The organism is Novosphingobium sp. PhB165 (assembly GCF_004341845.1).
In the GTDB taxonomy this organism is placed as follows: Bacteria; Pseudomonadota; Alphaproteobacteria; order Sphingomonadales; family Sphingomonadaceae; genus Novosphingobium.
Genome location: NZ_SLVB01000003.1, coordinates 248,417 through 268,632, shown reverse-complemented (window position 1 = coordinate 268,632; position 20,216 = coordinate 248,417). Strand labels below are relative to the sequence as shown.

Annotated in this window: 18 protein-coding genes; 3 read left to right on the top strand and 15 right to left on the bottom strand. The window is 65.0% G+C overall.

What is annotated here, in order from left to right; translation table 11 throughout:
- Positions 1 to 465: 465 nt before the first annotated feature.
- The 7 genes from EDF56_RS25905 to EDF56_RS09750 all read right to left on the bottom strand — a co-directional run bounded on the left by EDF56_RS25905 (position 466) and on the right by EDF56_RS09750 (position 7,057).
- Complete coding sequence (locus tag EDF56_RS25905; RefSeq protein ID WP_165912159.1) at positions 466 to 1,089, bottom strand: hypothetical protein; 624 nt, start codon at positions 1,087 to 1,089, stop codon at positions 466 to 468.
- Positions 1,090 to 1,392: 303 nt separating this feature from the next.
- On the bottom strand, positions 1,393 to 1,947 hold the full coding sequence (locus tag EDF56_RS09775; protein WP_243652523.1) for a septal ring lytic transglycosylase RlpA family protein: 555 nt from the start codon (positions 1,945 to 1,947) through the stop codon (positions 1,393 to 1,395).
- Between the two features lie 130 nt (positions 1,948 to 2,077).
- The gene (locus EDF56_RS09770) at positions 2,078 to 3,298 is read right to left on the bottom strand and encodes an argininosuccinate synthase (RefSeq protein WP_132386783.1); all 1,221 of its coding nucleotides are present in this window, start codon (positions 3,296 to 3,298) and stop codon (positions 2,078 to 2,080) included.
- 104 nt (positions 3,299 to 3,402) lie between these two features.
- Positions 3,403 to 4,650, bottom strand: coding sequence for a cyclopropane-fatty-acyl-phospholipid synthase family protein (locus EDF56_RS09765; RefSeq protein WP_132386781.1), 1,248 nt, complete (start codon positions 4,648 to 4,650; stop codon positions 3,403 to 3,405).
- A 91-nt stretch (positions 4,651 to 4,741) separates the two neighbouring features.
- Positions 4,742 to 5,479, bottom strand: coding sequence for an SDR family oxidoreductase (locus EDF56_RS09760; RefSeq protein ID WP_132387457.1), 738 nt, complete (start codon positions 5,477 to 5,479; stop codon positions 4,742 to 4,744).
- Between the two features lie 308 nt (positions 5,480 to 5,787).
- Positions 5,788 to 6,549, bottom strand: coding sequence for a sulfotransferase family 2 domain-containing protein (locus tag EDF56_RS09755; protein ID WP_132386779.1), 762 nt, complete (start codon positions 6,547 to 6,549; stop codon positions 5,788 to 5,790).
- Between the two features lie 175 nt (positions 6,550 to 6,724).
- Positions 6,725 to 7,057 (bottom strand): glycine zipper 2TM domain-containing protein, encoded by a 333-nt coding sequence (locus EDF56_RS09750; RefSeq protein WP_243652522.1) that lies wholly within the window; start codon positions 7,055 to 7,057, stop codon positions 6,725 to 6,727.
- A 70-nt stretch (positions 7,058 to 7,127) separates the two neighbouring features.
- On the opposite strand from EDF56_RS09750, the gene EDF56_RS25900 reads away from it, so the two are divergent.
- Positions 7,128 to 7,301, top strand: coding sequence for a hypothetical protein (locus EDF56_RS25900; protein WP_165912158.1), 174 nt, complete (start codon positions 7,128 to 7,130; stop codon positions 7,299 to 7,301).
- A gap of 166 nt (positions 7,302 to 7,467) precedes the next feature.
- Here EDF56_RS25900 and EDF56_RS09745 read toward each other — a convergent pair whose 3' ends face one another.
- On the bottom strand, positions 7,468 to 7,926 hold the full coding sequence (locus tag EDF56_RS09745) for a glycine zipper 2TM domain-containing protein (protein ID WP_132386777.1): 459 nt from the start codon (positions 7,924 to 7,926) through the stop codon (positions 7,468 to 7,470).
- Between the two features lie 158 nt (positions 7,927 to 8,084).
- Between EDF56_RS09745 and EDF56_RS09740 the strand changes: the two genes are divergently transcribed.
- Positions 8,085 to 8,927, top strand: coding sequence for a PhzF family phenazine biosynthesis protein (locus EDF56_RS09740; RefSeq protein WP_132387453.1), 843 nt, complete (start codon positions 8,085 to 8,087; stop codon positions 8,925 to 8,927).
- A gap of 75 nt (positions 8,928 to 9,002) precedes the next feature.
- Here the strand turns inward: EDF56_RS09740 and EDF56_RS09735 are convergent, their stop codons facing one another.
- Positions 9,003 to 10,175: a MaoC family dehydratase N-terminal domain-containing protein gene (locus EDF56_RS09735; protein ID WP_132386775.1), complete on the bottom strand. Its 1,173-nt coding sequence runs from the start codon at positions 10,173 to 10,175 to the stop codon at positions 9,003 to 9,005.
- Positions 10,176 to 10,229: 54 nt separating this feature from the next.
- Entirely contained in the window at positions 10,230 to 10,745 is a 516-nt protein-coding gene (locus EDF56_RS09730; protein WP_132386773.1) for a nitroreductase/quinone reductase family protein, read from the bottom strand.
- A gap of 217 nt (positions 10,746 to 10,962) precedes the next feature.
- On the opposite strand from EDF56_RS09730, the gene EDF56_RS09725 reads away from it, so the two are divergent.
- Positions 10,963 to 11,202: a hypothetical protein gene (locus EDF56_RS09725; protein ID WP_132386771.1), complete on the top strand. Its 240-nt coding sequence runs from the start codon at positions 10,963 to 10,965 to the stop codon at positions 11,200 to 11,202.
- Between the two features lie 300 nt (positions 11,203 to 11,502).
- Here EDF56_RS09725 and EDF56_RS09720 read toward each other — a convergent pair whose 3' ends face one another.
- The 5 genes from EDF56_RS09720 to EDF56_RS09700 form a co-directional block, all read right to left on the bottom strand.
- Positions 11,503 to 13,323 carry an EAL domain-containing protein gene (locus tag EDF56_RS09720; protein ID WP_243652521.1) on the bottom strand — a complete coding sequence of 607 codons (1,821 nt, stop codon included), beginning with the start codon at positions 13,321 to 13,323 and terminating at the stop codon, positions 11,503 to 11,505.
- Between the two features lie 153 nt (positions 13,324 to 13,476).
- Positions 13,477 to 14,940, bottom strand: coding sequence for a PAS domain S-box protein (locus tag EDF56_RS09715; protein ID WP_243652520.1), 1,464 nt, complete (start codon positions 14,938 to 14,940; stop codon positions 13,477 to 13,479).
- Between the two features lie 245 nt (positions 14,941 to 15,185).
- Positions 15,186 to 15,683: an asparaginase domain-containing protein gene (locus tag EDF56_RS09710; protein ID WP_132386767.1), complete on the bottom strand. Its 498-nt coding sequence runs from the start codon at positions 15,681 to 15,683 to the stop codon at positions 15,186 to 15,188.
- A gap of 245 nt (positions 15,684 to 15,928) precedes the next feature.
- Positions 15,929 to 19,351 carry an acyl-[ACP]--phospholipid O-acyltransferase gene (locus EDF56_RS09705; protein ID WP_243652519.1) on the bottom strand — a complete coding sequence of 1,141 codons (3,423 nt, stop codon included), beginning with the start codon at positions 19,349 to 19,351 and terminating at the stop codon, positions 15,929 to 15,931.
- Between the two features lie 203 nt (positions 19,352 to 19,554).
- The gene (locus tag EDF56_RS09700; RefSeq protein ID WP_243652518.1) at positions 19,555 to 20,115 is read right to left on the bottom strand and encodes a TetR/AcrR family transcriptional regulator; all 561 of its coding nucleotides are present in this window, start codon (positions 20,113 to 20,115) and stop codon (positions 19,555 to 19,557) included.
- Between the last annotated feature and the right edge of the window lie 101 nt (positions 20,116 to 20,216).

The window sequence follows — 20,216 nt, the reverse complement described above, 5'->3', positions numbered from 1 at the left end:
CCCCCTGACATGCGATAAATGATCCGGTTCACCCCGGCGCTTCCGTGCCGGGGTTTTGGCTCCAGTCTTTGGGGGTGAACCATGTCCGACCATTCAAACTCTTCGTATCCCACCGCTGCCGGGCGGGGGTGGATTCCGGGCTCTCGGGATATCGGGTTGCCGGGGGAGTCCTTTCCGCGCGGGCGGGGCGGTGGGCGCTCGATCGAGGGCGATCCCGGCTTACGCTGGGATGACGGGATGGGGTCGGGCTTTGGTGAGGCGCTCGGCGACGGTGCGGGGCAGGGCGCTTCGGGGGCGTCGGGCGCGGCGGGAAGGGTTGGGGAGCGCGAGGGCGATGGCCCTCGCATTTTATCTGGTTCCTCTACTTCTGGTGGTGGCGCTGTGGCTTGCCCCCTCCACCATCCTTCCTTCGACAAGCTCAGGATGAGCGGAGATGGTCCCCCTCCCCCGATGGGGGAGGATCTTTCACCTCACAATTCTTGGACCGCCGAGCGGAGGATTCGGTTTTTGCACCGGCTGGCCGACAAGGGGGACGTGCGGGCGGCGAGTGCGGCGGTGGGGTTGTCTCGGCAGTCGGCCTACGTGTTGCGGCGGCGGGACGCTCTCTTTGCGCAGGGCTGGGATGCGGCACTGGTGCTGGCGCGGCGGCATGTCGAGGAAGTGCTGGCGACGCGGGCGCTCGATGGGGTGGAGGAGGCTGTCTTTTACCATGGCGAGCAAGTGGCGGTGCGGCGTCGGTTCGATACGCGGCTGCTGCTCGCGCATCTGGCGCGGCTCGACCGGGCGGCGGAGGAGACTGAGGCGGGCGCTCATGCCGATCGGTTTGACGAGGTGCTGGCGCTGGTGGCGGGCGCGGTGCCGGAGGGGCTGACGCCGATGGAGGGCGACGCGGACGGTCTCGGCGATGCGCGGTTGCCACCGGAGCGCGGGCGATACGTGGCGGAGCTGGGGGCCTTGCTCGTCGGGGAAGCGCGGGAGGCGTGGCTCGACGCGGTGGATGCCGGGGAGGAGGTGGCCGATGCGCCGGCTCTCGATCTGGAGGCGTGCCGGGCCCTGGCGGCGGGCGAGTGGGATGCGTGGCAGGGCCATGCTTTCGCGGCGGTGGACGGCGTGCTGGCTGGGGATGGCGCCTCGGTGAGCGGGCCGCCGATGGAGTTCAAGTCGCTGGATGGCGCGGTGTGGGGCGGCTCAGAAAGGGCTGGGCCTATTTGCGCTGGACCGTGTCAACTGTGTCAACCGCGCGGCGCGGCGGCGGCGCAAAAAAATCGAGCGGGCCGGGAACTCTATGACGCTGGCGATGTTTGTATCTGTGAAGGCCGGCGCGGTGCTTCCCCCACCCCCCTCCGATACCGCGTCGGCCTAACCTTCTTTCAGATCAGGCAGAACGGGCGATCAATCGTCGTCGCGGACGGCGATTTCGACTTTGCCGGAGCCGGCGCGCGAGATGCCGATCTTGTCGGCAGCGGCCTTGCTCAGGTCGATCAGGCGGTTCGAATGGAACGGGCCGCGGTCGTTGACGGTGACGATAACCGACTGGCCGGTGGCCGGGTTGGTGACGCGAACTTGCGAGCCGAGCGGCAGCGTGCGGTGCGCGGCGGTGAGGGCGGTCGGGTCGAAACGGTCGCCGCTGGCGGTTCGGTTGCCGGCGAGTTCGCGGCCGTAGAAGCTGGCCATGCCGGAACCGATGGTCTCGAATTCCTGCGTTTCGGGCTGGATAGCCTCGATCAGCGGAGTGGCGGGCAGGGCGGCCGGGGCCGGCGTCAACGCGGCGGGCGGCACCATGGCTACCGGAGCTTCCGCCGCAGCGGGCTCGGAGCCCGGCAGCTTGACCAGGCGCCCCTCGGCCACGGCCGAAGAGGCGGGAGCTGCGATAAGCGCGATGCTCGCCAGAGCGAACCCGATGCGTTTAGCGCGAGCTTTAGGCGGCTGGTTTTGCTTCCCCGTCATAGGGATGGACTCCTACAGGCAGTTCATCGCCTTGAGGACCCATGCAAAAGCGGCCCGTCGCACTTTGGCAACGGGCCGCCCTATGTCGTTAAGACGTTGAAAGGATTCGGAAGGCCGAATCCGAAGGTTTTTACTTGGAGTCGCGCTGGGCCAGCAGGCGGAGTCGCAGGGCGTTCAGCTTGATGAAACCGGCTGCGTCCTTCTGGTCGTAAGCGCCGGCATCGTCCTCGAACGTGACGTGGCGTTCGGAGTAGAGCGAGTCCGGGGACTTGCGGCCGACGACCGAGGCATTGCCCTTGTAGAGCTTGAGGCGAACGGTGCCGTTCACGCGGGCCTGGCTGTGGTCGATGGCGGCCTGAAGCATCTCACGCTCCGGGGCGAACCAGAAGCCGTTGTAGATGAGCTCTGCATACTTTGGCATCAGCTCGTCCTTGAGATGCGCGGCGCCGCGGTCGAGTGTGATCTGCTCGATGCCGCGGTGGGCGCGGGCGTAGATCTCGCCGCCCGGCGTCTCGTACATGCCGCGCGACTTCATGCCGACGAAGCGGTTTTCGACCAGATCGAGGCGGCCGATGCCGTGCTTGCGGCCGAGTTCGTTGAGCGCGGTGAGGAGCGAGGCGGGGGACATCGCGATGCCGTTGAGCGCGACGCCGTCACCCTTCTCGAAGTCGATGGTGATGTATTCCGGCTCGTTCGGCGCGTCTTCCGGGTTGACGGTGCGCGAATAGACGTAGTCGGGGGTCTCTTCCCACGGATCTTCCAGAACCTTGCCTTCGGACGAGGTGTGGAGGAGGTTCGCGTCGGTCGAGAACGGGCTTTCGCCGCGCTTGTCCTTGGGGACGGGGATCTGGTGCTGCTCGGCCCAGGCGATCAGGGCAGTGCGGCTGGTGAGGTCCCACTCGCGCCAAGGGGCGATGACCTTGATGTTGGGATCGAGCGCGTAGGCGGAGAGTTCGAAGCGAACCTGGTCGTTGCCCTTGCCGGTGGCGCCATGTGCGACGGCGTCGGCGCCGGTCTCGTGCGCGATTTCGATCAGGCGCTTGGAGATCAGCGGGCGGGCGATCGAGGTGCCGAGGAGATAGTCGCCTTCATAGCGGGCATTGGCGCGCATCATCGGGAAGACGAAGTCGCGCACGAATTCCTCGCGCAGGTCGTCGATGTAGATGTTCTCGTCCGGCAGGCCCATCAGCTTGGCCTTGGCGCGAGCGGGTTCGAGTTCTTCACCCTGGCCGAGGTCGGCCGTGAAGGTCACCACTTCACAGTTGTAGGTGACCTGAAGCCACTTCAGGATGACGCTGGTGTCGAGGCCGCCGGAGTAGGCGAGGACGACCTTCTTGATGCTGTCGGACATGGGAACGGGCTCCGCAGAAATGCGCTGGATTCGGCTCGCGCGCCTAACAGCCCCCGCCCCCCAGTGCAATAACGCGCAATGACGGGCGGGGTGAGGGATGTCCCTCAGCGGTTAGGAAGCGCGGCTTCGGCCTTGCCCATGTAATCGCGCGTGATCGGCAGTGTACCGCGATTACGGGCGTATTGAATCTGATAGTTGCACATCCCTCCGCTCTCGAACGCGGCGGTGGCGCCCGAGAGGTAGAAGATCCACATGCGGTAGAATCGCTCGTCCATCATCGAAATGATAGCTTCGCGATTGGCGACGCAGCGCTTGTACCATTCGCGCAGGGTGAGCGCGTAATGAAGCCGCAGGTTCTCGACATCGGTGGCGATGATGCGGAATTTCTCGCTCGCCGCCACGGTCTCGCTCAGCGCGGGGATGTAGCCGCCCGGGAAGATGTACTTGCGGGTGAAGGCATCAGTGGCGCCGGGGCCGCCCATGCGCCCGATGGTGTGGAGCAGCATCACGCCGTCGTCGGGCAGGAGCGTACCGCAGGCCTTGAAGAACTGCGCGAACTGCGCCTGGCCGACATGTTCGAACATGCCGACGGAAACGATCCGGTCGAACTTCTCGCCGCGGGCGGCAAGGTCGCGGTAGTCGACCAGTTCGAACGTGCACTTGTCCGCCACGCCCGCCTGCTGCGCCCGCTCGCGCGCGAGGGCAAGCTGCTCCTCGCTCAGCGTGATGCCGAGCACCGAAACGTCCGCATTTTTTGCGAGGTAGATCGCCATGCCGCCCCACCCGCAGCCGATGTCCAGCACGCGCTGGCCCGGGGCGAGGGCGAGCTTGGCGGCGATATGGGCGAGCTTGGCGGTCTGCGCCTGCTCCAGCGTCATGTTCTCTTCCGGCCAATAGGCGCAGGAATACTGCATGTGTTCGATATCGAGGAACAGATTGTAGAGTTCGTTCCCGATGTCGTAGTGATGCGCGATATTCTTCTTGGCGCTGGTGGCCTTGTTGATGCCGTCGACCAGCGTGACGAGCTTTCCGGTCACTTTCTTGAGGGCAGACTGTTCGTGCAGTTCGCCGCCCTTGTCCCATCTGGAGTTGGCGCGCAGCAGTTCTACCAGCCCCATGATGTCGTCGTTTTCGACAGTGAGCTTGCCGTCCATGTAGGTTTCCGCCGCGCCGAGACGGGGATCGGTAAGGATCTGGCGTTCGGCCTTGGCGTCCGCGAAGCGGATGCGGACATCGGGGTAGCCGGCGACCGGTTTACCGAAGCGTTTTACGCTCCCGTCCGGCCGGGTCAGTTCGAGCGTGCCGCTGCGGACCCCGCGTTCGAGAAAGCGATCGAGAATTCCCATTGCCATCAGCCATTTGTGAGTGGGCGCGCCGGCCCGGAACAAGAAGGTTCGCGTGCGAATGCCGCATGCGAAGGCGAGAAATCGGGCAGCGCCTCCCTTACTGCCGTGCAAGGAACAGCACGTCGCGCGGCTGCGCGAGCAGGTGCTGTCCGGAATCGACGAAAAGCGTCTCCCCGCTTGCGAGCCATCCCTGCGAGAGGAACAGCGCCGCGTCGGCGACGTCTTCGGGCGTGGTCTTGCGGTGAAGCAGGTTCATCCGGTGCGACACTTCGGTCTCGGCCTCGCTCTGGTCGTGGCTGGCGAGGATCGCGCCGGGTGCGAGCGCGTAGATCCGGTCTTCCGCACGGGGGCGGGCCATCGAGAGCATCGGCACTGTCGCGGCGAGCGCGTGCTTGCTCATCGTGTAGGAGAAGAAGTCCGGGTTGGGATTGAGCAGCTTCTGGTCGGTCACGTGGATCACGCGGCGGCCTTCCTGGCTGCGCGCATGGGCGAGGAACGCCTGTGCCAGCCGGGCCGGAGTGCCCGCGTTGACGCGCATGGCCTTCTCGAACGTCGCCGGGACAAGCGCCTCGGCCGTGTCGAGATCGAACATGCCCGCGCAGTTCACCAGCACGCGCCAGCGGGGCAGGCGCGCGGCGAGTTGTTCGACCATCGCGGGGCCCGCATTCCAGTCATCCAGTTCGCAGCTGACGATTTCGGCGCTGGGCAGTTCGGAGGCCAGTGCCTGAGCCTGTTCGCGGGAGTTGCCGTAGTGGATCACGACATGCCAGCCCGCCGCGCCATAGGCACGGGCGATGGCCGCGCCGATCCGCTTGGCACCGCCGGTGACGAGCATTGCCGGCCTCTCGGTCAAGCGCAGGCCCCCGTCTGATGGCCCGGTTGACACAGTTGACACGGTTCAGGTGAAAATCCCCGGGCCTGCCCGGCCGGAGCCGAAACGGGGCAATTCCGATATGTCAGGAAGGGGGGATTCCGCATGAACATCGCCAGCATAGGAGCATAGTACGGCGGCTTAGGAAAGGCCCCTATGCACAGAGCAATGCTTTGATTTTTCGCCTCTGCCGCAAAGTGCGGCGCGAATTGCCTACGGCCAGCCCTTGAACTTGGACCCTTGAACCCGCGCACCCGAACCGTGCGTCCGGATCAGGGCGTCAGCAGCGGTGCGCCGGCTTTCAGAGCCGTTTCGCGCAAGGCGAAATCGTGGGCATAGAACTGGTGGAGGAAATCGAGCTGGGCGCGTCCCGGCAGTTCGCACGCTGTTTCGCAGCGGTTGAACTGCGGCAGGTTCTCCAGATCCGGCCGGCGCAGCAGCCTGCCGATTTCGCCGATCCGCTCATAGGGAATCAGCCGGTCAACCGCCAGTTGGCCAGAGGCATCGAGCAAGTACCACGACTGCGGTCGAAACACGTGATCCAGATCGAACGGGCTGCGCGCGGCGGCAAGGTGGTCGATGGCGTCGTCGATCGAGCGAAAGCCGCTGTAGCGTTCGCGAAACGGGGCTGAAATCGTGCGATGCAGGGTTCCGCCTGCGCGGGCGTAGCGATAGGCGGAAAGGAACCGTTCGACCGGATTGCGCACGATTGCAAAGCTGGGCAGGATCAGCAGGTCCGGTGCCGCCCGGGCATAGTAGATGGCGGAAGCGTGCTTGGTCTGGGCGCCGTAGAGCCGGTCGCTGATCGAGGTGCCGGCATTCTTGGGGACATGGATGAACAGCAGGCCGCTCATGCGGATCCGGTTGAGCCGCTGACGACGCTTGGCATCCAGCCAAGGGCGCAGTCCGAAGCGGGACAACCGTTCGGGCACGTCGCTGACAAGGCGCACGCCGAAGGCCGAAGCGATGATCCGGTTCAGGCCGGTGGTACCGGCGGTCCTGTCCAGAGCGGGGGTCTCAAGAACGGTTGCCATGGGGCAAGGCCCTGAGGCCTTCATGTGAGTTGCGGATTTCAGAATATTTCAGCCCATGAAACCGGGCGCCGGTAAATGGCGCCAGAACAACACCGTAAAACAAGAAGGGGCGCGCCGGCTTTCGCCGGCGCGCCCCCCATCGATGTATGGGCCAACCGGCCCGATCGGTCTGAGATCAGCCGCAGCGCGGGCGGCTGTTGTTGCGATCGATCGAGCGACCGAGCAGCGCACCGGCGCCGGCGCCGAGGATCGTGCCGGTGGCGCGATCGCCGCGGGTGTCGATCGAGCGACCGATCAAGGCGCCGGCAACGCCGCCGATCAGCAGGCCGGTGGTACCGTTCGACTTCGTGCAGCGATAACGGCCGTCGTTGCCGCGCCAGTAGCGGATGCCGTTGTTGGTGTGATGATATTCGGGGCCGCGACCGCGCGCTTCGGCGGTTTCGGCAATCGACATGCCGACCGGAACAGCCATGGTGGCAATGGTGGCGGCGATCAGGGTTTTACGCAAAGTGTCCTCCGAGATAAAATTTGTATTTGGCGACCGAGCCCCGTCTTCGCGCCGACGACTTCAACCCAAGATGAACAAATCGTTTTTCGCGATTTTAAGCGACGGAACGTTGCCTGAGGACGGCGAATGCTTTGGCGCGGCCTGCGCTCGAAATATTTCGTTGCATGTTATCGAACCGTTGCAGGGCCGGCCGGTTTCAGGCGCGCCGAAGCATCGCGGCCATCAAGCCGTTACTTTATCTTGAATTTTTCGAAAGTGGTGGGCGTCACGCCGGCCAGCCTGGCGAGGATTTCATCCAGCGCGGGGCGGTCGTGCCTGAGCGCCGGGAAGCTGTCGCGGTAACCGATCGGCTGTTCGACCGGGCGCCCGAACGTGGGTTCCGGCCCGCGCGGTGGCGGGCCGGTTCCGGGTCAACGGCAGTGCAGATCGCCGCGATCGATCTCGCGGCCGAGCACGCCGCCGGCGACGCCGCCGAGGATCGCACCGAGCGTCTGGTCGCCATTGCCGGCGATCTGATGGCCGGCCAGCGCGCCTACGCCGGCGCCGATGATGAGGCCGGTGGTGCCGTTGTCACGCTTGCAATAGTAGCGCCCGTCGTTGCCGCGCCACACGTGGTCATTGCGGGTGATGCGGTGCGGATTGCGATAGTAGCCGTGCGAATCGTACATGTTGTTGCGCGGCGGAGGCGGCGGCGGCGGGCGGTGCCCGTCGGGCCCGCGATAGTACGGATCGTTCGGACGGTGATTGTCATGCCCGCGGCGATCGTCATGCCCACGACGATCGTCGTGGCGCGGCGGATCTGCCGACACCGGTGCTGCCATGGGGGCGACTGCGGCCGCCATGGTGAGCGCGAGCAGAAGCTTCTTCATCAGATTGTTCCTTATTGGAATTGTTCGTCCGAGGACCTAACCGTCATCGTGGAATTAGGCTCCAAAACTTCCGATTAACGGCACGGCGCCAGCGCTGTGCGAGAGGTGGTCCGGGGCCCGTCTACGACGAAGCGAAGAGGGCGGCAATCATGGCGCAAATGTTACTGGATCTGGTCGACGTATTTGCAGGGGCCGCGCTGCGCGGCAATCCGCTGGCCGTGGTGCGCGGGGGCGAGGAACTCGATACCGGGCAGATGCAGGCGCTGACGCGCTGGCTGGGATTTTCGGAGACGACCTTCCTGCTGCCGCCGACCGATCCGGCGGCCGACTACCGCGTCCGGATCTTCTATCCGGCGGGCGAATTGCCGTTCGCAGGGCATCCGACGCTGGGTTCCGCCCATGCCTGGCTGGCAGCGGGCGGGGTGCCGAAAGTGCCCGGTCGGATCGTGCAGGAATGCGGGATCGGACTGGTCGAGGTGCGCCAGGAGCAGGGCATGCTGGCTTTCCGTGCGCCCCCGCTGCTGCGCGAAGGTCCGCTTGACGAAGCGGAGCGGGCGGAGACGATCCGGCTTTCCGGTGCCGATCCCCAGGCCGTTGTCGCGGCCGTTCATGCCGCCAATGGGCCGGGTTGGAAGCTGCTGCATCTGGCGAGTTCGGAGGCCGTGCTGGCCGCCGAGCCGGTTGCGAAGGCGCCGAAGGGAACCGATGTCGCGCTGCTGGGGCCTTGTGCGCCCGGCGATCCCGCGCAATTCGAGGTGCGTGCGTTCTTCGCCGATCCGCAAGGACGCATGGTGGAGGACCCGGTGACGGGCAGCCTCAACGCCGCCGTGGCGCAGTATCTGTTCGGAGCGGGGCTGGTCGAGGGCGGCTATGTCGCCGCACAGGGCCGCAAGGTGGGCGCGGACGGTCTGGTCCACTGCACCCGAGAGGCGGATGGTTCGATCTGGATCGCGGGCCGCGTGGATACGGTGTCTTCGGACGGCGCGTTGCAACCTGCATAGAATGACGGAAATGGAAGGCTGGGGCTGTGTGCCAACCCCAGCCTTTTGCATCATCAGGCGAAATTACGCCTTCAATTACGCCTTCTTGGGCAGCGCGATTTCGGCAGTGCCGAGGCACATCTTCACGCCGCGCTGGTTGGTCATCAGGTGCTTGACGTGGATGAGGTGGCGACCCTCTGCATCGACCGATTTTTCGGTCACTTCGGCGGTCTGGATCGTCACGTCGCCGGTCAGCGCCGGGCCGCGATAGTTGGAGACGGAGTGGACCAGCATGCCATGCTCGCCCGCCCAGCCCGAAAGGTAGTCGGTCACCCACGAGCCCATCGACGCGCCATAGCCATAGCCGCGCGGCATGCCGATGCGGCGGGCATACTTGGGGAACAGGTGCCCGCGTGAGGGGCCGTAATAGGCACCGTCGGTGAGGAAGGGGTTCTCCTTCATCATGTCCGGATCGTTCTCGTACCCGGCCATCTCGCGCGTGAAGCCGAGGGCTTCGAGATCGTTCTTGCGCAAGTTCATCGTCCCCCAGGTGTTGACGATATAGGCGCGCCATTCGGTGGCGAAGCTGGCCAGCGAGTGCGGGCCGAACACGCGTTCGGGAAGCTGATCGCCCACCTGCACGTCGTCCCACCAGCGTTCCTTGTGGCCAAGGTCATGCAGCATCTTCACCCAGGCGAAGACGCGCGCCTCGATGTCCGCCACCGCTTCGTCGGTCCACTCGGGATCGTCGAAGTCGGCCGGATTGACCGCCGCGCCGCCAGCATGGGCATTGTAGCGCAAGGCGGTGGAGCGCTGCGTGGCGATCTTCTCGCCATGCTGGTTGGTGTAGTTGTTGTCGCCGCGCTGGAAGCAGGTGGGGCCGAAGCCGGTTTCCTTGACGACATAGTCGAAGGGAATGCGGGTGTTGGTAATCACGTCGCCCGCCTTGATGCGGGTATCGTGGAACCACCATTCGTCGCCCGCGAACAGCAGGTGCGAATTGGGAATGCAGCCCACGCAGGCCGGCGCGGCGCCGTGGCCGTCATCGGTGGCGATCGGGAAGCTCTGCGGTGCGACAAGGCCGCCCCAGCGGCTGGCCGCCGCATAGTCCGGGTCGAAATGGACGAGGTTGGGGAAATGCATCGCATGGACCCAGCGCCGGATGTCATTGGCGGCAATCGGCTCGCGCAGGGGCGAGAAGTCCATGACTTTGCCGAGGTACTGGTCGATATCGGAGCAGTCGAGCGTGGCTGTGGCGGTAGCGTTCATCGGATGCGTGTCCTTGGGCGGCGAGGCGGCCGCAGGGTTGGTCTGGAATTAGGGTCAGGCGGTGCGGGTGCCGGTCGCGTCCTCGGGCTTGAAAACCGGGATTTCCTCTTCGGCTTTCAGCAGGATCAGCGGCAGCACGCGGTCGGTCGACTTCTGATAGTCGGCATAGAAGGGGTGGCAGTCGATGAAGAAGTCCCAGACTTTCTGGCGCTCCGCGCCTTCCGGCTCGCGCCATGTGCCGCGAAAGGCTTGCGTGGCGATCTGGAATTCGACTTGCGGGTCGGCGACGAGGTTCAGGTACCACTGCGGGTGGGTATCAGCCCCGCCCTTGGAGCCGCAGATCACCACTTCGCCACCGATATCGGCATAGCAGAGCGGGGTGATGAAGACCTTGCCGCTCTTGCGGCCGGTGTATTTCACCAGACAATGCGTCGCGAACTTGCGCCCGCCGACGGGGGTGATGTCCACGATATGGCCCTGCACGCCGCCCGAGCCCAAGTACATCTCGCGATGCTCGGTCACCCAGTCGCGCCGGACGGCACTGATGGCTGCTGCGGTTTCGTCGCTCATGCCGCGCTCCTCTCCACGGTTATTGCGGCGGAGGATCGCGAAGGTTGCGTGGCGGGTCCAGAAACTATGCGCTCTGGCCGGGAAGTATCACTGGGGCGGGTTTTGCAACAACCATCTTCGAAAGCGACCGGACTGGTGAGGTTTGGAGGAGGCAGGGAGCCGACCGTCTGGAGGCGCCAGCATTGCGGACTTCGAAGCGCCGTGCGAAAAATGCTGGATGACTTTTCTCGCAAAGAGCATGGAAGTGGTATTCATCTGCGCTTGGTGTGTTGGTGTCGCCGCTCACGTCTACGCGAGCCGCTATTGGTTTCCGATGTGGGCAAGCGGTTTCAAGAAGTTAGACAAGCACGCGGGTTACATGCGCAAAGCACTTACCGGCTACGGCGTATTCATCCTTGCTATCGGAGTTGGCTTTGCCGCTGGCGCTATCGCAGAATATTGGGGCGGTGGATGGTGAAGCCAGCACGTCCGCTCGCCCGTAATTCCAACCCTTCAAATCCGCTCAGGCTGAGCTTGTCGAAGCCCCCGGCGGCGTGGCGCTGGTTCAACATCCTTCGACAAGCTCAGGACGAGCGGGGTGGGGAAGTGAATTCAGTGGCTTTCTCTTCGTCATCCCCGCGGAGGCGGGGATCCCGCTTTCTTCTGTGACGCGGCAAAGAAAAGCGGGGCCCCCGCCTTCGCGGGGGCGACGGGATGGCGGTTTGGTGGTTTGGCTGTCCTTACTTACATAGCCGCGGCCAAACGCCATCTCTGCCTGTTACGCGTTGAATTGACGGATCGGCGTGTTCTCCTGCCAGCCCTCCATCCAGTCCAGCACGTCCTCGTAGGGCATCGGGCGGCAAATGCCGTAGCCTTGGCCGTTGTAGCAGCCGAGCGAGACCAGCAGGTTGCGGATTTCCTCGTTCTCCACGCCCTCTGCCACCAAAGGGATGCCGAGGCTGTCGCAGAGCACCACCAGGCTGTTGACCAGCGACTGGTCAAAGCGGTTCTCGGTGAAGCGCTGGATGAACGAGCGGTCGATCTTGATCTCGCTGATCGCGAAATCGCGCAAGTAGCCGAACGACGTGAAGCCCGCGCCGAAGTCGTCGATCGAAAGCGCGATGCCGTTCTCGCGCAGGCGCTCCACCACGCGGCGGGCTTGTGAGGGGTTGGTGATCAGCGCCGTCTCGGTCAGTTCCAGCGTCACCCGCCGGGGATCTATGCGGTGGCAGTTCACCATGTCGACCAGATCGTCGACGAAGCTGGGGCGCTCCAACATTCGGGCGGAAAGGTTGATGGAGATCGAGGCGCCGTCCACCTTGTCCTGAATCTGCGCGAACTGTTCCAGCACTTTGTCGATGCACTGGTGGGTGAAGGTTTCCAGCAGCGGGCTGTGCTCCACCGCGCGGATCAGCTGGTCGGCGGGGATATTGCCGATGCGCGGATGGTTCCACCGCACCAGCGCCTCGAACCCGAGCACGCGGCCGTCGCGCATGTCCACCTTGGGCTGCCAGTGCCATTGCAGCGTGTCATGCGCGATGGCGGCTTCCAGTTCCTCCAGCATGATCTTGGGATCGACCGGCGGGTGAGAAGGCATGCCTTCCTGCCAGGTGGCCAGCTTGGCAAGGCCACGCTTGGCCTCGTACATGGCATCGTCCGCCGCCGAGAGCAGTCCGGCGGGCGAGAAACCGCGCTGCGGGCAGAGCGCGATGCCCAGCGAGGCGCCGACATGCATCACCCGGCTTTCGTGCACGATCGGCTGTTCGATCAGCCGCACCAGCTTGGCCGCGAGCGCAGCGGCGTTGTCCTCGTCGTCCACGTCCTGCAGCAGCAGCGCGAACTCGTCGCCGCCAAGGCGGGCCACGGTATCGACCTCGCGCAAGTGGCCGCGCAGGCGGCGGGCGACGGTAGTCAGCACCACGTCGCCCACGGCATGGCCGAAGCTGTCGTTGATCTCCTTGAACCGATCGAGGTCTATCATCATCACCGCGAAGCTGTCGCCCGTGCGCCGGGCGCGGGCGCAGGACTGGCCGAGCCGGTCGAACAGCAGCGTGCGGTTGGGCAGGTCGGTCAGCGGATCGTGGAGGCTGCGGTGGGTCAGTTCCTCTTCGGCGCGGCGCAAGTCCTGCCGGTACTTGCGCCAGGCGATGCCTTCCTCGACCGAGGCGGCGACGCGTTCGGGCGAGAGCGCGCGCTTGGTCAGGAACTCGGTCATGCCGGACTTGATGGAATCGGCGGCGATCTGTTCGTCCGAATTGCCGGTGACGGCAACGATCGGGCAGTCAGGATCGACCTCCGCGCGGATCGTCGGCACCAGGTCGCGCCCGTCGCCGTCGCCCAGGCCGAAGTCGAGGAAGACGATATCGAACTGCGGTTCGGCCAGACGGATCAGTTGCAGCGCCTCGGCCTGCGAGGCTGCCTCCATCACATTGATGCGGCGCGGGCAGCGTTCGAGCATCCGGATCAGGCGTTCGCGATCGACGTCGTCGTCGTCGATCACCAGCGCCTGGATATCGTTCGTGCCGTTGTGGAGATATTCCATGCGCAGATATCCTTCGCTGGGAACGGGCTCATTGGACGGAGTGGCTTGCATGTTCATGGTCTGGGTTCCCTCGGTCAGGGTAGATTTCGGGTCTGGGCGGATTGGGTGATGGGTTGGGATAACGGCGGCACGGACGCGAGTTCGGCCGCGTGAAGAAACCGGAAACCATCCGCGTTAGGCATGAGGAGGTCCGGCAGCGCGGTCATCGGCTCACGCATCCTCGATCTCCTTGAGCAGGACACGCGGCCATTGGATCTCGAAGCAGGCGCCGCCCAGCGCGCCTTTCGCGCGGACCGTAATCATGCCGCCGTGGGCATTGATCATCCGCCGCGTGAAGCTGAGGCCAAGGCCTTCGCCGCTGGTGTCCGTGGAGGCGCGGTGGAACAGCTTGAAGATGCGCTCCTCGCTGCCGGGCGGGATGCCGCGTCCGTCGTCCTCCACGGTGAAGACGGTGAAGCGTCCGTTCTCGCGCACGGCTACGCGGATGCGGCCGCCGGGGCCGCCGTGGTGCTTGATCGCATTGCCCAGCAGGTTGCGCAGCGACGTGGCAATCGGCGCGCGCGGCGCCTTGAACGGGCTGATGCCCGGCGCGATGTCGACCTCGACCCGGAACGTCTCGGGCACGAGCGACATCGCCAGCGCCTCTTCGACCAGATCGGCGGGGTCGACCATTTCGGTCTCGGTGTCGCGCACGCCGGCGCGGGCATAGCGCAGGAGGTCTTCGATCATCTGCTCGGCGCGGTCGATGCGCAGGGCGATGCGGTCGAAGTTGTGGCGGACGTCGTCCGTCAGGTTGTCGTCGCCAAGGTCCTCGCGGATCCAGGTTATGAGATCGGCAATCCCGCGCAGCGGCGAGCGCAGATCGTGGCTGGCGACATAAGTGAACTCTTCCAGTTGCGCATTGGTCTGTTCGAGCGCTTCCTGCCCGCGTTTGCGCAGCGTGATATCGGTGACGATCGCCATGTAGAGCGGCTGGGCCATCGTTTCGAGCCGGGTGAGCGCCACTTCGACCGGGATTTCCCGGCCCGAGCGGTGCAGGCCGGTGAGGTCGCGGCCCGATCCCATGGCGCGGGCGACCGGGGCCTGCGTATAGCCGTCGACATGGTGCTGATGATCGGCGCGGTATCGCTGCGGCAGCAGCATATCCATGCTCCGGCCGACCAGATCCTCGATCCCATAGCCGAACTGCGCCGCCAGCGCTTCGTTGACCTGCACGATACGCTGGTGCGCATCGATCACGATCAGGCCCAGCGGCAGGTTCTCGAAAATCTGCGAGAAGCGCTTTTCGGCGGTGGCGAGGCGGACCATGTTGCGCACATGGATGATCGCCCACTGGTCGAACGCGCCGGCGCATGGGGCCAGCGTGATCTCTCCGGGCTGGCTGGCGCCGTCGATCCGCTTGAAAGTTGCCGAATGCGTCCACGGCAGCCGCGCTTCCAGCGGCGTGGCGAAGTGGGCCTCCAGCATCTGGAGCAGCGCCTCGCCATCGTCGTGTTCCAGCCAGACCGTCATCAGCGAAAGCCGCAGCGCGGCGGGGTCGGCTTCTCCCACCATATTGGCGAAGGCGGGATTGACCCAGGATATTGCCCCGGTGCGGTCCACCAACGCCGAACCGACCGGTGCGTGCTGGAGCGCCGCGTGAACTTCGGCAAGGCTTTCAGCTACAATCGACACAGTACCTCCCAGCGCAATACGCCGGCCGCTCCCCCGGGAAGTGGGGAAGGGTCCGGCAGTGCGACCGGGAGGTCGTTCGCGTTCGTCAGTGACGCGAGTGGCGAACCTCCAGCGTCATACTTTGGGCCAAGGCGCGTTTGCAGCTTGCCAAGGGCGCGTTCCGTCGAAGCCCTTAAAACAGGCTGCCGATAACGATTGCGGGGAGGTTTTCGTCAGGTGGAGGCTGGCTTGGGCCTCAAATTGCTTCAAATCGCTACGAATTTTCCCGCTTCGCGGTCCTTGCGGACCTGAAGGCCGTTGAACACCGAGCCGCTCATCGTGATCCACACGCCGGGCTGGGCCGACTGGCAGCAGGCGAAAGCCATGCCGAGGTTGAAAGTGGCATCACTCTCGGCAAAGCGCGCGGGGGCGAGGGCGCCGGTCAGCACCACCGTCTTGCCTTCCAGACCGTCGAGCGCCTGGGCGGTGTGGGTCATGGTGTCGGTGCCGTGGGTGACGACCACGTGGCTTTCCGGCGCGGCGGCGATGGTGGCGCGGATGAGGGCGCGGTCCTCGTCGGTGAGTTCGAGGCTGTCCTTGCGCAGCAGTTCCACCACGCGAAACGGGTGGGCGACGCGTGAGGTCTTGAGCAGCTTTTCGATCACGCTTTCGGCGATCTGGTATTCGCTGAGGGCGTCGAAGTACTGCTTGTCGAAAGTGCCACCCGTGGTGACGACGAGGATCGGGGGGAGAGCCTGGGTCATGCCCGCGCCTTTAAACCGGCGATAAGGGCGGGGCAACCGTTGGCGGATTTAGACAACCACGCCGTCCTAAAACCCCGTCATCCCCGCGAAGGCGGGGATCCCGCTTCTCTTTTTCGGTGCACGCGGAGGCGCGGAGGCGCGGAGAGACAGTGTAGGACTCCACCTCTCCGCGTCTCCGCGCCTCCGCGTGAAATCAAAAGCGGGGCCTCCGCCTTCGCGGGGGCGACGGGGTTTTGTTTGAGAGGTTATGTTGCCTCCATCGCGTCCCGTTCGGCTACCTTTGCCATCTCGTTCAGCGTCACATAGTCGATCTTGCCGGTGCCGAGAACGGGCAGGGCGTCGAGCACCCGGATGTCACGCGGGATCATCAGCTCGGCAATGCCGTTGGCGCGGCCCCATTCCTGAAGCGCCTTCTGATCCGCGCCCTTGGCGGTGGTGTAGAGCACCAGTTGCTCGCCCTTCCTGGCATCGGGCCGGGTGACGACGGCGCTTTCCGCATCGGGCCAGACTTTGGCGGCATAACCCTCGACGGCGGGCAGAGACACCATTTCGCCCGCGATCTTGGCAAAGCGCTTGGCACGGCCGCGGATGGTGACGAAACCAATCTCATCAATGGTGACGATATCGCCGGTGTCATGCCAGCCCTCGGCGGGCGGCTGGAGCACGCCGGGCTCGCTCGCCAGCAGGTATCCGGCCATGACGTTGGGCCCGCGTACGTAGAGACGGCCGCCCTCGGTGATGCCGGGCACTTCCTCAAGCCGCGCCTCCATCGCCGGCAGCATCCGCCCGACGGTGCCCGCCTTGAAGTGCATCGGCGTGTTCACGGCGATCACCGGCGCGCACTCGGTGGCGCCATAGCCTTCGAGGATGCGCAGGCCGAACTTGTCGGCATACGTGCGCCGGGTTTCCTCGCGCACCTTCTCCGCGCCCGCGAAGATGTAGCGCAGCGAGTAGAAGTCATAGCTGTGCGCCATGCGGGCATAGCCGGAGAGGAAAGTGTCGGTACCGAACAGGATCGTGGCATTGGCGTCGTAGGCGAGCGCGGGCACGATGCGGTAGTGCAGCGGGCTGGGGTAGAACACGGTGCGGATGCCGTTCAGCAGCGGCAGCAGGGTGCCGCCGGTCAGCCCGAACGAGTGGAACACCGGCAGCGCGTTCAGCACCACGTCGGCGGGGTTGAAGTCGATCCGCGCGGCCAGCTGCGCACAGTTGGAGAGCAGGTTGCGGTGGCTGAGCACCACGCCCTTCGGCGCGCCTTCGGAGCCTGAGGTGAACAGGATCACCGCCGGCGCATCGGGCGAAACCTTGCGGCGGGCATGGCGGCTGGCGGCAAGGCGGCCGCTAGCCATGTGCCAGAGCTTGGCGCCAATGCCGATCTCTGCGGCCAGGTCTTCAAGGTAGAGCACCTTGCGACCGTCCGCCTCTAGCGCGGCGATCACGGCTTCCAGCTTGCCCTGTTCGACGAAGGCGCGTGCGGTGACCACGGTTTCGATCTTCGCGGTGGCGCAGGCGGAAACGAGGCTGGCCTGACCCACCGTGAAGTTCAACATGGCGGGCACGCGGCCCTCGGCCTGAAGCGCGAAGAAGGCGAGGGCGACACCGCTGACGTTCGGCAGCAGCAGGCCCACGGCTTCACCAGGGCGGGTGCGATAGGCAAGCCGTTCGCCCAAGAGTTCGGCACCCAGGATCAGGCGGCTGTAGGCCAGCGGCGTGCGCTTGATGTCCTCCACTACCTTGGTCTTGCCACCGTGGACCGCGCGGGCTTCGCAGAGCGCGGCGAACAGCGTGCGGTCGGTGTGGCTGGTGTCGAAGATCATCCGGCTCATCTCGTCATAGAGACGGCGGCCGGCGATGGCGCGGCGCTGGCGGGCGGTCATCTCGCCTTCAATCGAGAAGCGGCGCGCGGGCAGTACTTCGATCGAGACTTTGGGGAACCAGCGCTGGCGGACCTTGCCCTTGAGGTGGGAGAAGGGCGTGTACTGCGGTCCGTCAAGACGGACGGGGATGATCGGCGCGTCGGCCTTGTCGGCCACCATGCCGGGGCCGTCGAACACTTTCATCAGCGCGCCGGTCACGGTGATGCGGCCTTCGGGGAAGATCACCAAGGTACGACCTTCCTTCACCGCGCGGACCATCGCCTTGGCCGCCATCGGGTTGGTGGGATCGACCGGAAAGGCGCGGAACAGCTTGAGGAAGGGCTGGATCCACCAGCTCTTGGCAATGGCGGTATGGACCGCGAAGGTCGGCTTGCCGGGCAGGAAGGCGCCCAGCAGCAGGCCGTCGAGGTAGGAGAGGTGGTTGACGACGACTACGGCCGGTTCGCCGGGCTTCGGCATGTTCTCCATGCCCGTCACCTCGACGCGGTAGAGCACCTTAAGCACCGCGCGGATCACGGCCTTGAACAGCGTTTCCGGCAGCAGCCAGATCGAGATGACCGCGACCACCAGCGTCGCAAAGCCAAGCACGCCGATGACGCCGGGCACGCTGACTCCGCTCGCGAGCAGGGCGGCCACGATAGCGATGGCGATCACGGTCATGCCCGCGTTGAGAATGTTGTTGGCGGCAATGACTTGCGAGCGTTCCTCCGGCGCCGAGCGGATCTGGAGGATCGCATAGAGCGGCACGATGAACATGCCGCCCGAGAAGGCGATCACCACCAAGTCGGCGAAAATCTTCCACGACTGCGGATTGGCCACGAACTCGCGCACGGTCGCGTCGATCACGGTGGGCACGAATGCGCGGGTGGAGAGCCAGAGGTCGATCAGGCCGATGGACAGCATCAGCGCGCTCACCGGCACGTAGCGGGCGGAGACTTCGCCCTTGAGCATGCGGTTCACCGTCATCGAGCCAAGCGCGATGACCACCGAGAAGACGACGAGGAACAGCGTCGCCACTTCCTTTTGCGCTTGCAGCGTGTCGGAGACGAGCGGGACGAATTCGGTCAGCAGGATCGCACCCGCCGTGAAGAACCAGCTGATGCCCAGCACCGCCAGCCAGACGCCGCGTCCGCGATGGGCGGCGACCAGCACGGCCCAGGTTCCGCGCGCGATGTTCCAGTCGATCGGATGGCCATCACGGCTGGGCGGTGCAGGGGGGATTGCCTGCGCGGCGAGCCAGCCCAAGACTGCAAGGCCCATGGCGACCAGCCCGGCCTCCCACGGCACGACCTGCCCGGCCAGAAGCTGTCCGCCAAGGATCGCCAGGAAAGTGCCCGCCTCGATCAGGCCGGTGCCGCCCATGACTTCGCGTTCGGACAAGTGCTGCGGCAGGATCGAGTACTTCACCGGGCCGAACACGGTGGAATGCAGGCCCATCATGAACAGGCTGGCGAGCAGGACCGGGATCGATTCCCACGCGAATCCGACCAGTGCGAGGCCCATGATCCCCACTTCGGCCAGCTTGATCCAGCGGACCAGCTTCGCCTTGTCGATCCGGTCCGCGATCTGGCCGGCGAGGGCGGAGAACAGGAAATAGGGCAGCGTGAACAGCCCCGTCGCCACCACGGAGAGCATCCCTGCCTTGTCCGGCGCGTCGCGCAGCAGGCCGTAATTGGCCAGCAGCAGCATCGCGTATTTCAGCAGGTTGTCGTTGAAGGCGCCCAGGAACTGGACACAGAACATCGGCGCAAACCGCCGCTTCGAAAGCAATGAAAAGTCTGGTGCCGCCACGCCCGTATCCCCGTGATTGAATGGACCGCTTGGACTTCAAGGACTTTGCAGGCGGTTAAACCGCCTGCGATTCGTTGTCGCAGTCTTTCTTCACACGAAATTGAACGACGTTCAATTTAAAAATAGACAGTGTTCAATTTAAGCGCGCAAACGGGGGTCGGGCGGGCGTCATGTCTGCGGTTGAAGCGGCGCAGCGCGGCTGTTCAGGCCGCTTCGCTGCGGGCGGGGGAGGGGCGCGGCCAGTCGATCAGGCCGATGGCATTGTCCACGAATCCCTCGCGGTCCCGCAAGGTCGGCTTGACGGGGCGCATCAGCACGTCCGAGCGGTAACCGACCATCGCGGAGACGATCAGCAGGGTCAGCCGCTGTGCCTCCGCCTCGGAGAAGGACGTGGCGAAGAACCGGGTGACGCAGCTTCGGAACTTCTCCGGGCCGCGCGAATAGAACATTTCGGTGATCTCGGGGAAGCGCTCCCCCTCGCTGACGACGAGGCGGAAAAGCTGCACCGAATCCTCACGCAGCAGGCAGTCGAGGAAGCGCAGGCATGCACGGCGCAGCGCGGAAAACGAGAACGACTGGCTGGTCAGCACTTCGTCCACGTCTTTGGAGAAGGCTTCGACCTTGTTGTCCACCACGGCGGCGAACAGGTCTTCCTTCGAGGCGAAATGGGCCCAGAGCGTGGCTTTCGAGCCGCCCAACTCGTCGGCAATCGCCGACATGCTGGTGGCACCATAGCCGCGTTCGAAGAACGATCGGGTCGCCACCTCGACGATCTCCGCCCGCTTTCTGGCCTTATTGAGTTCTCTCTTACCCGTATTTGTCATCTCAGTACTGCATAGTACGCTTTCCGATTGACACAGGCAAG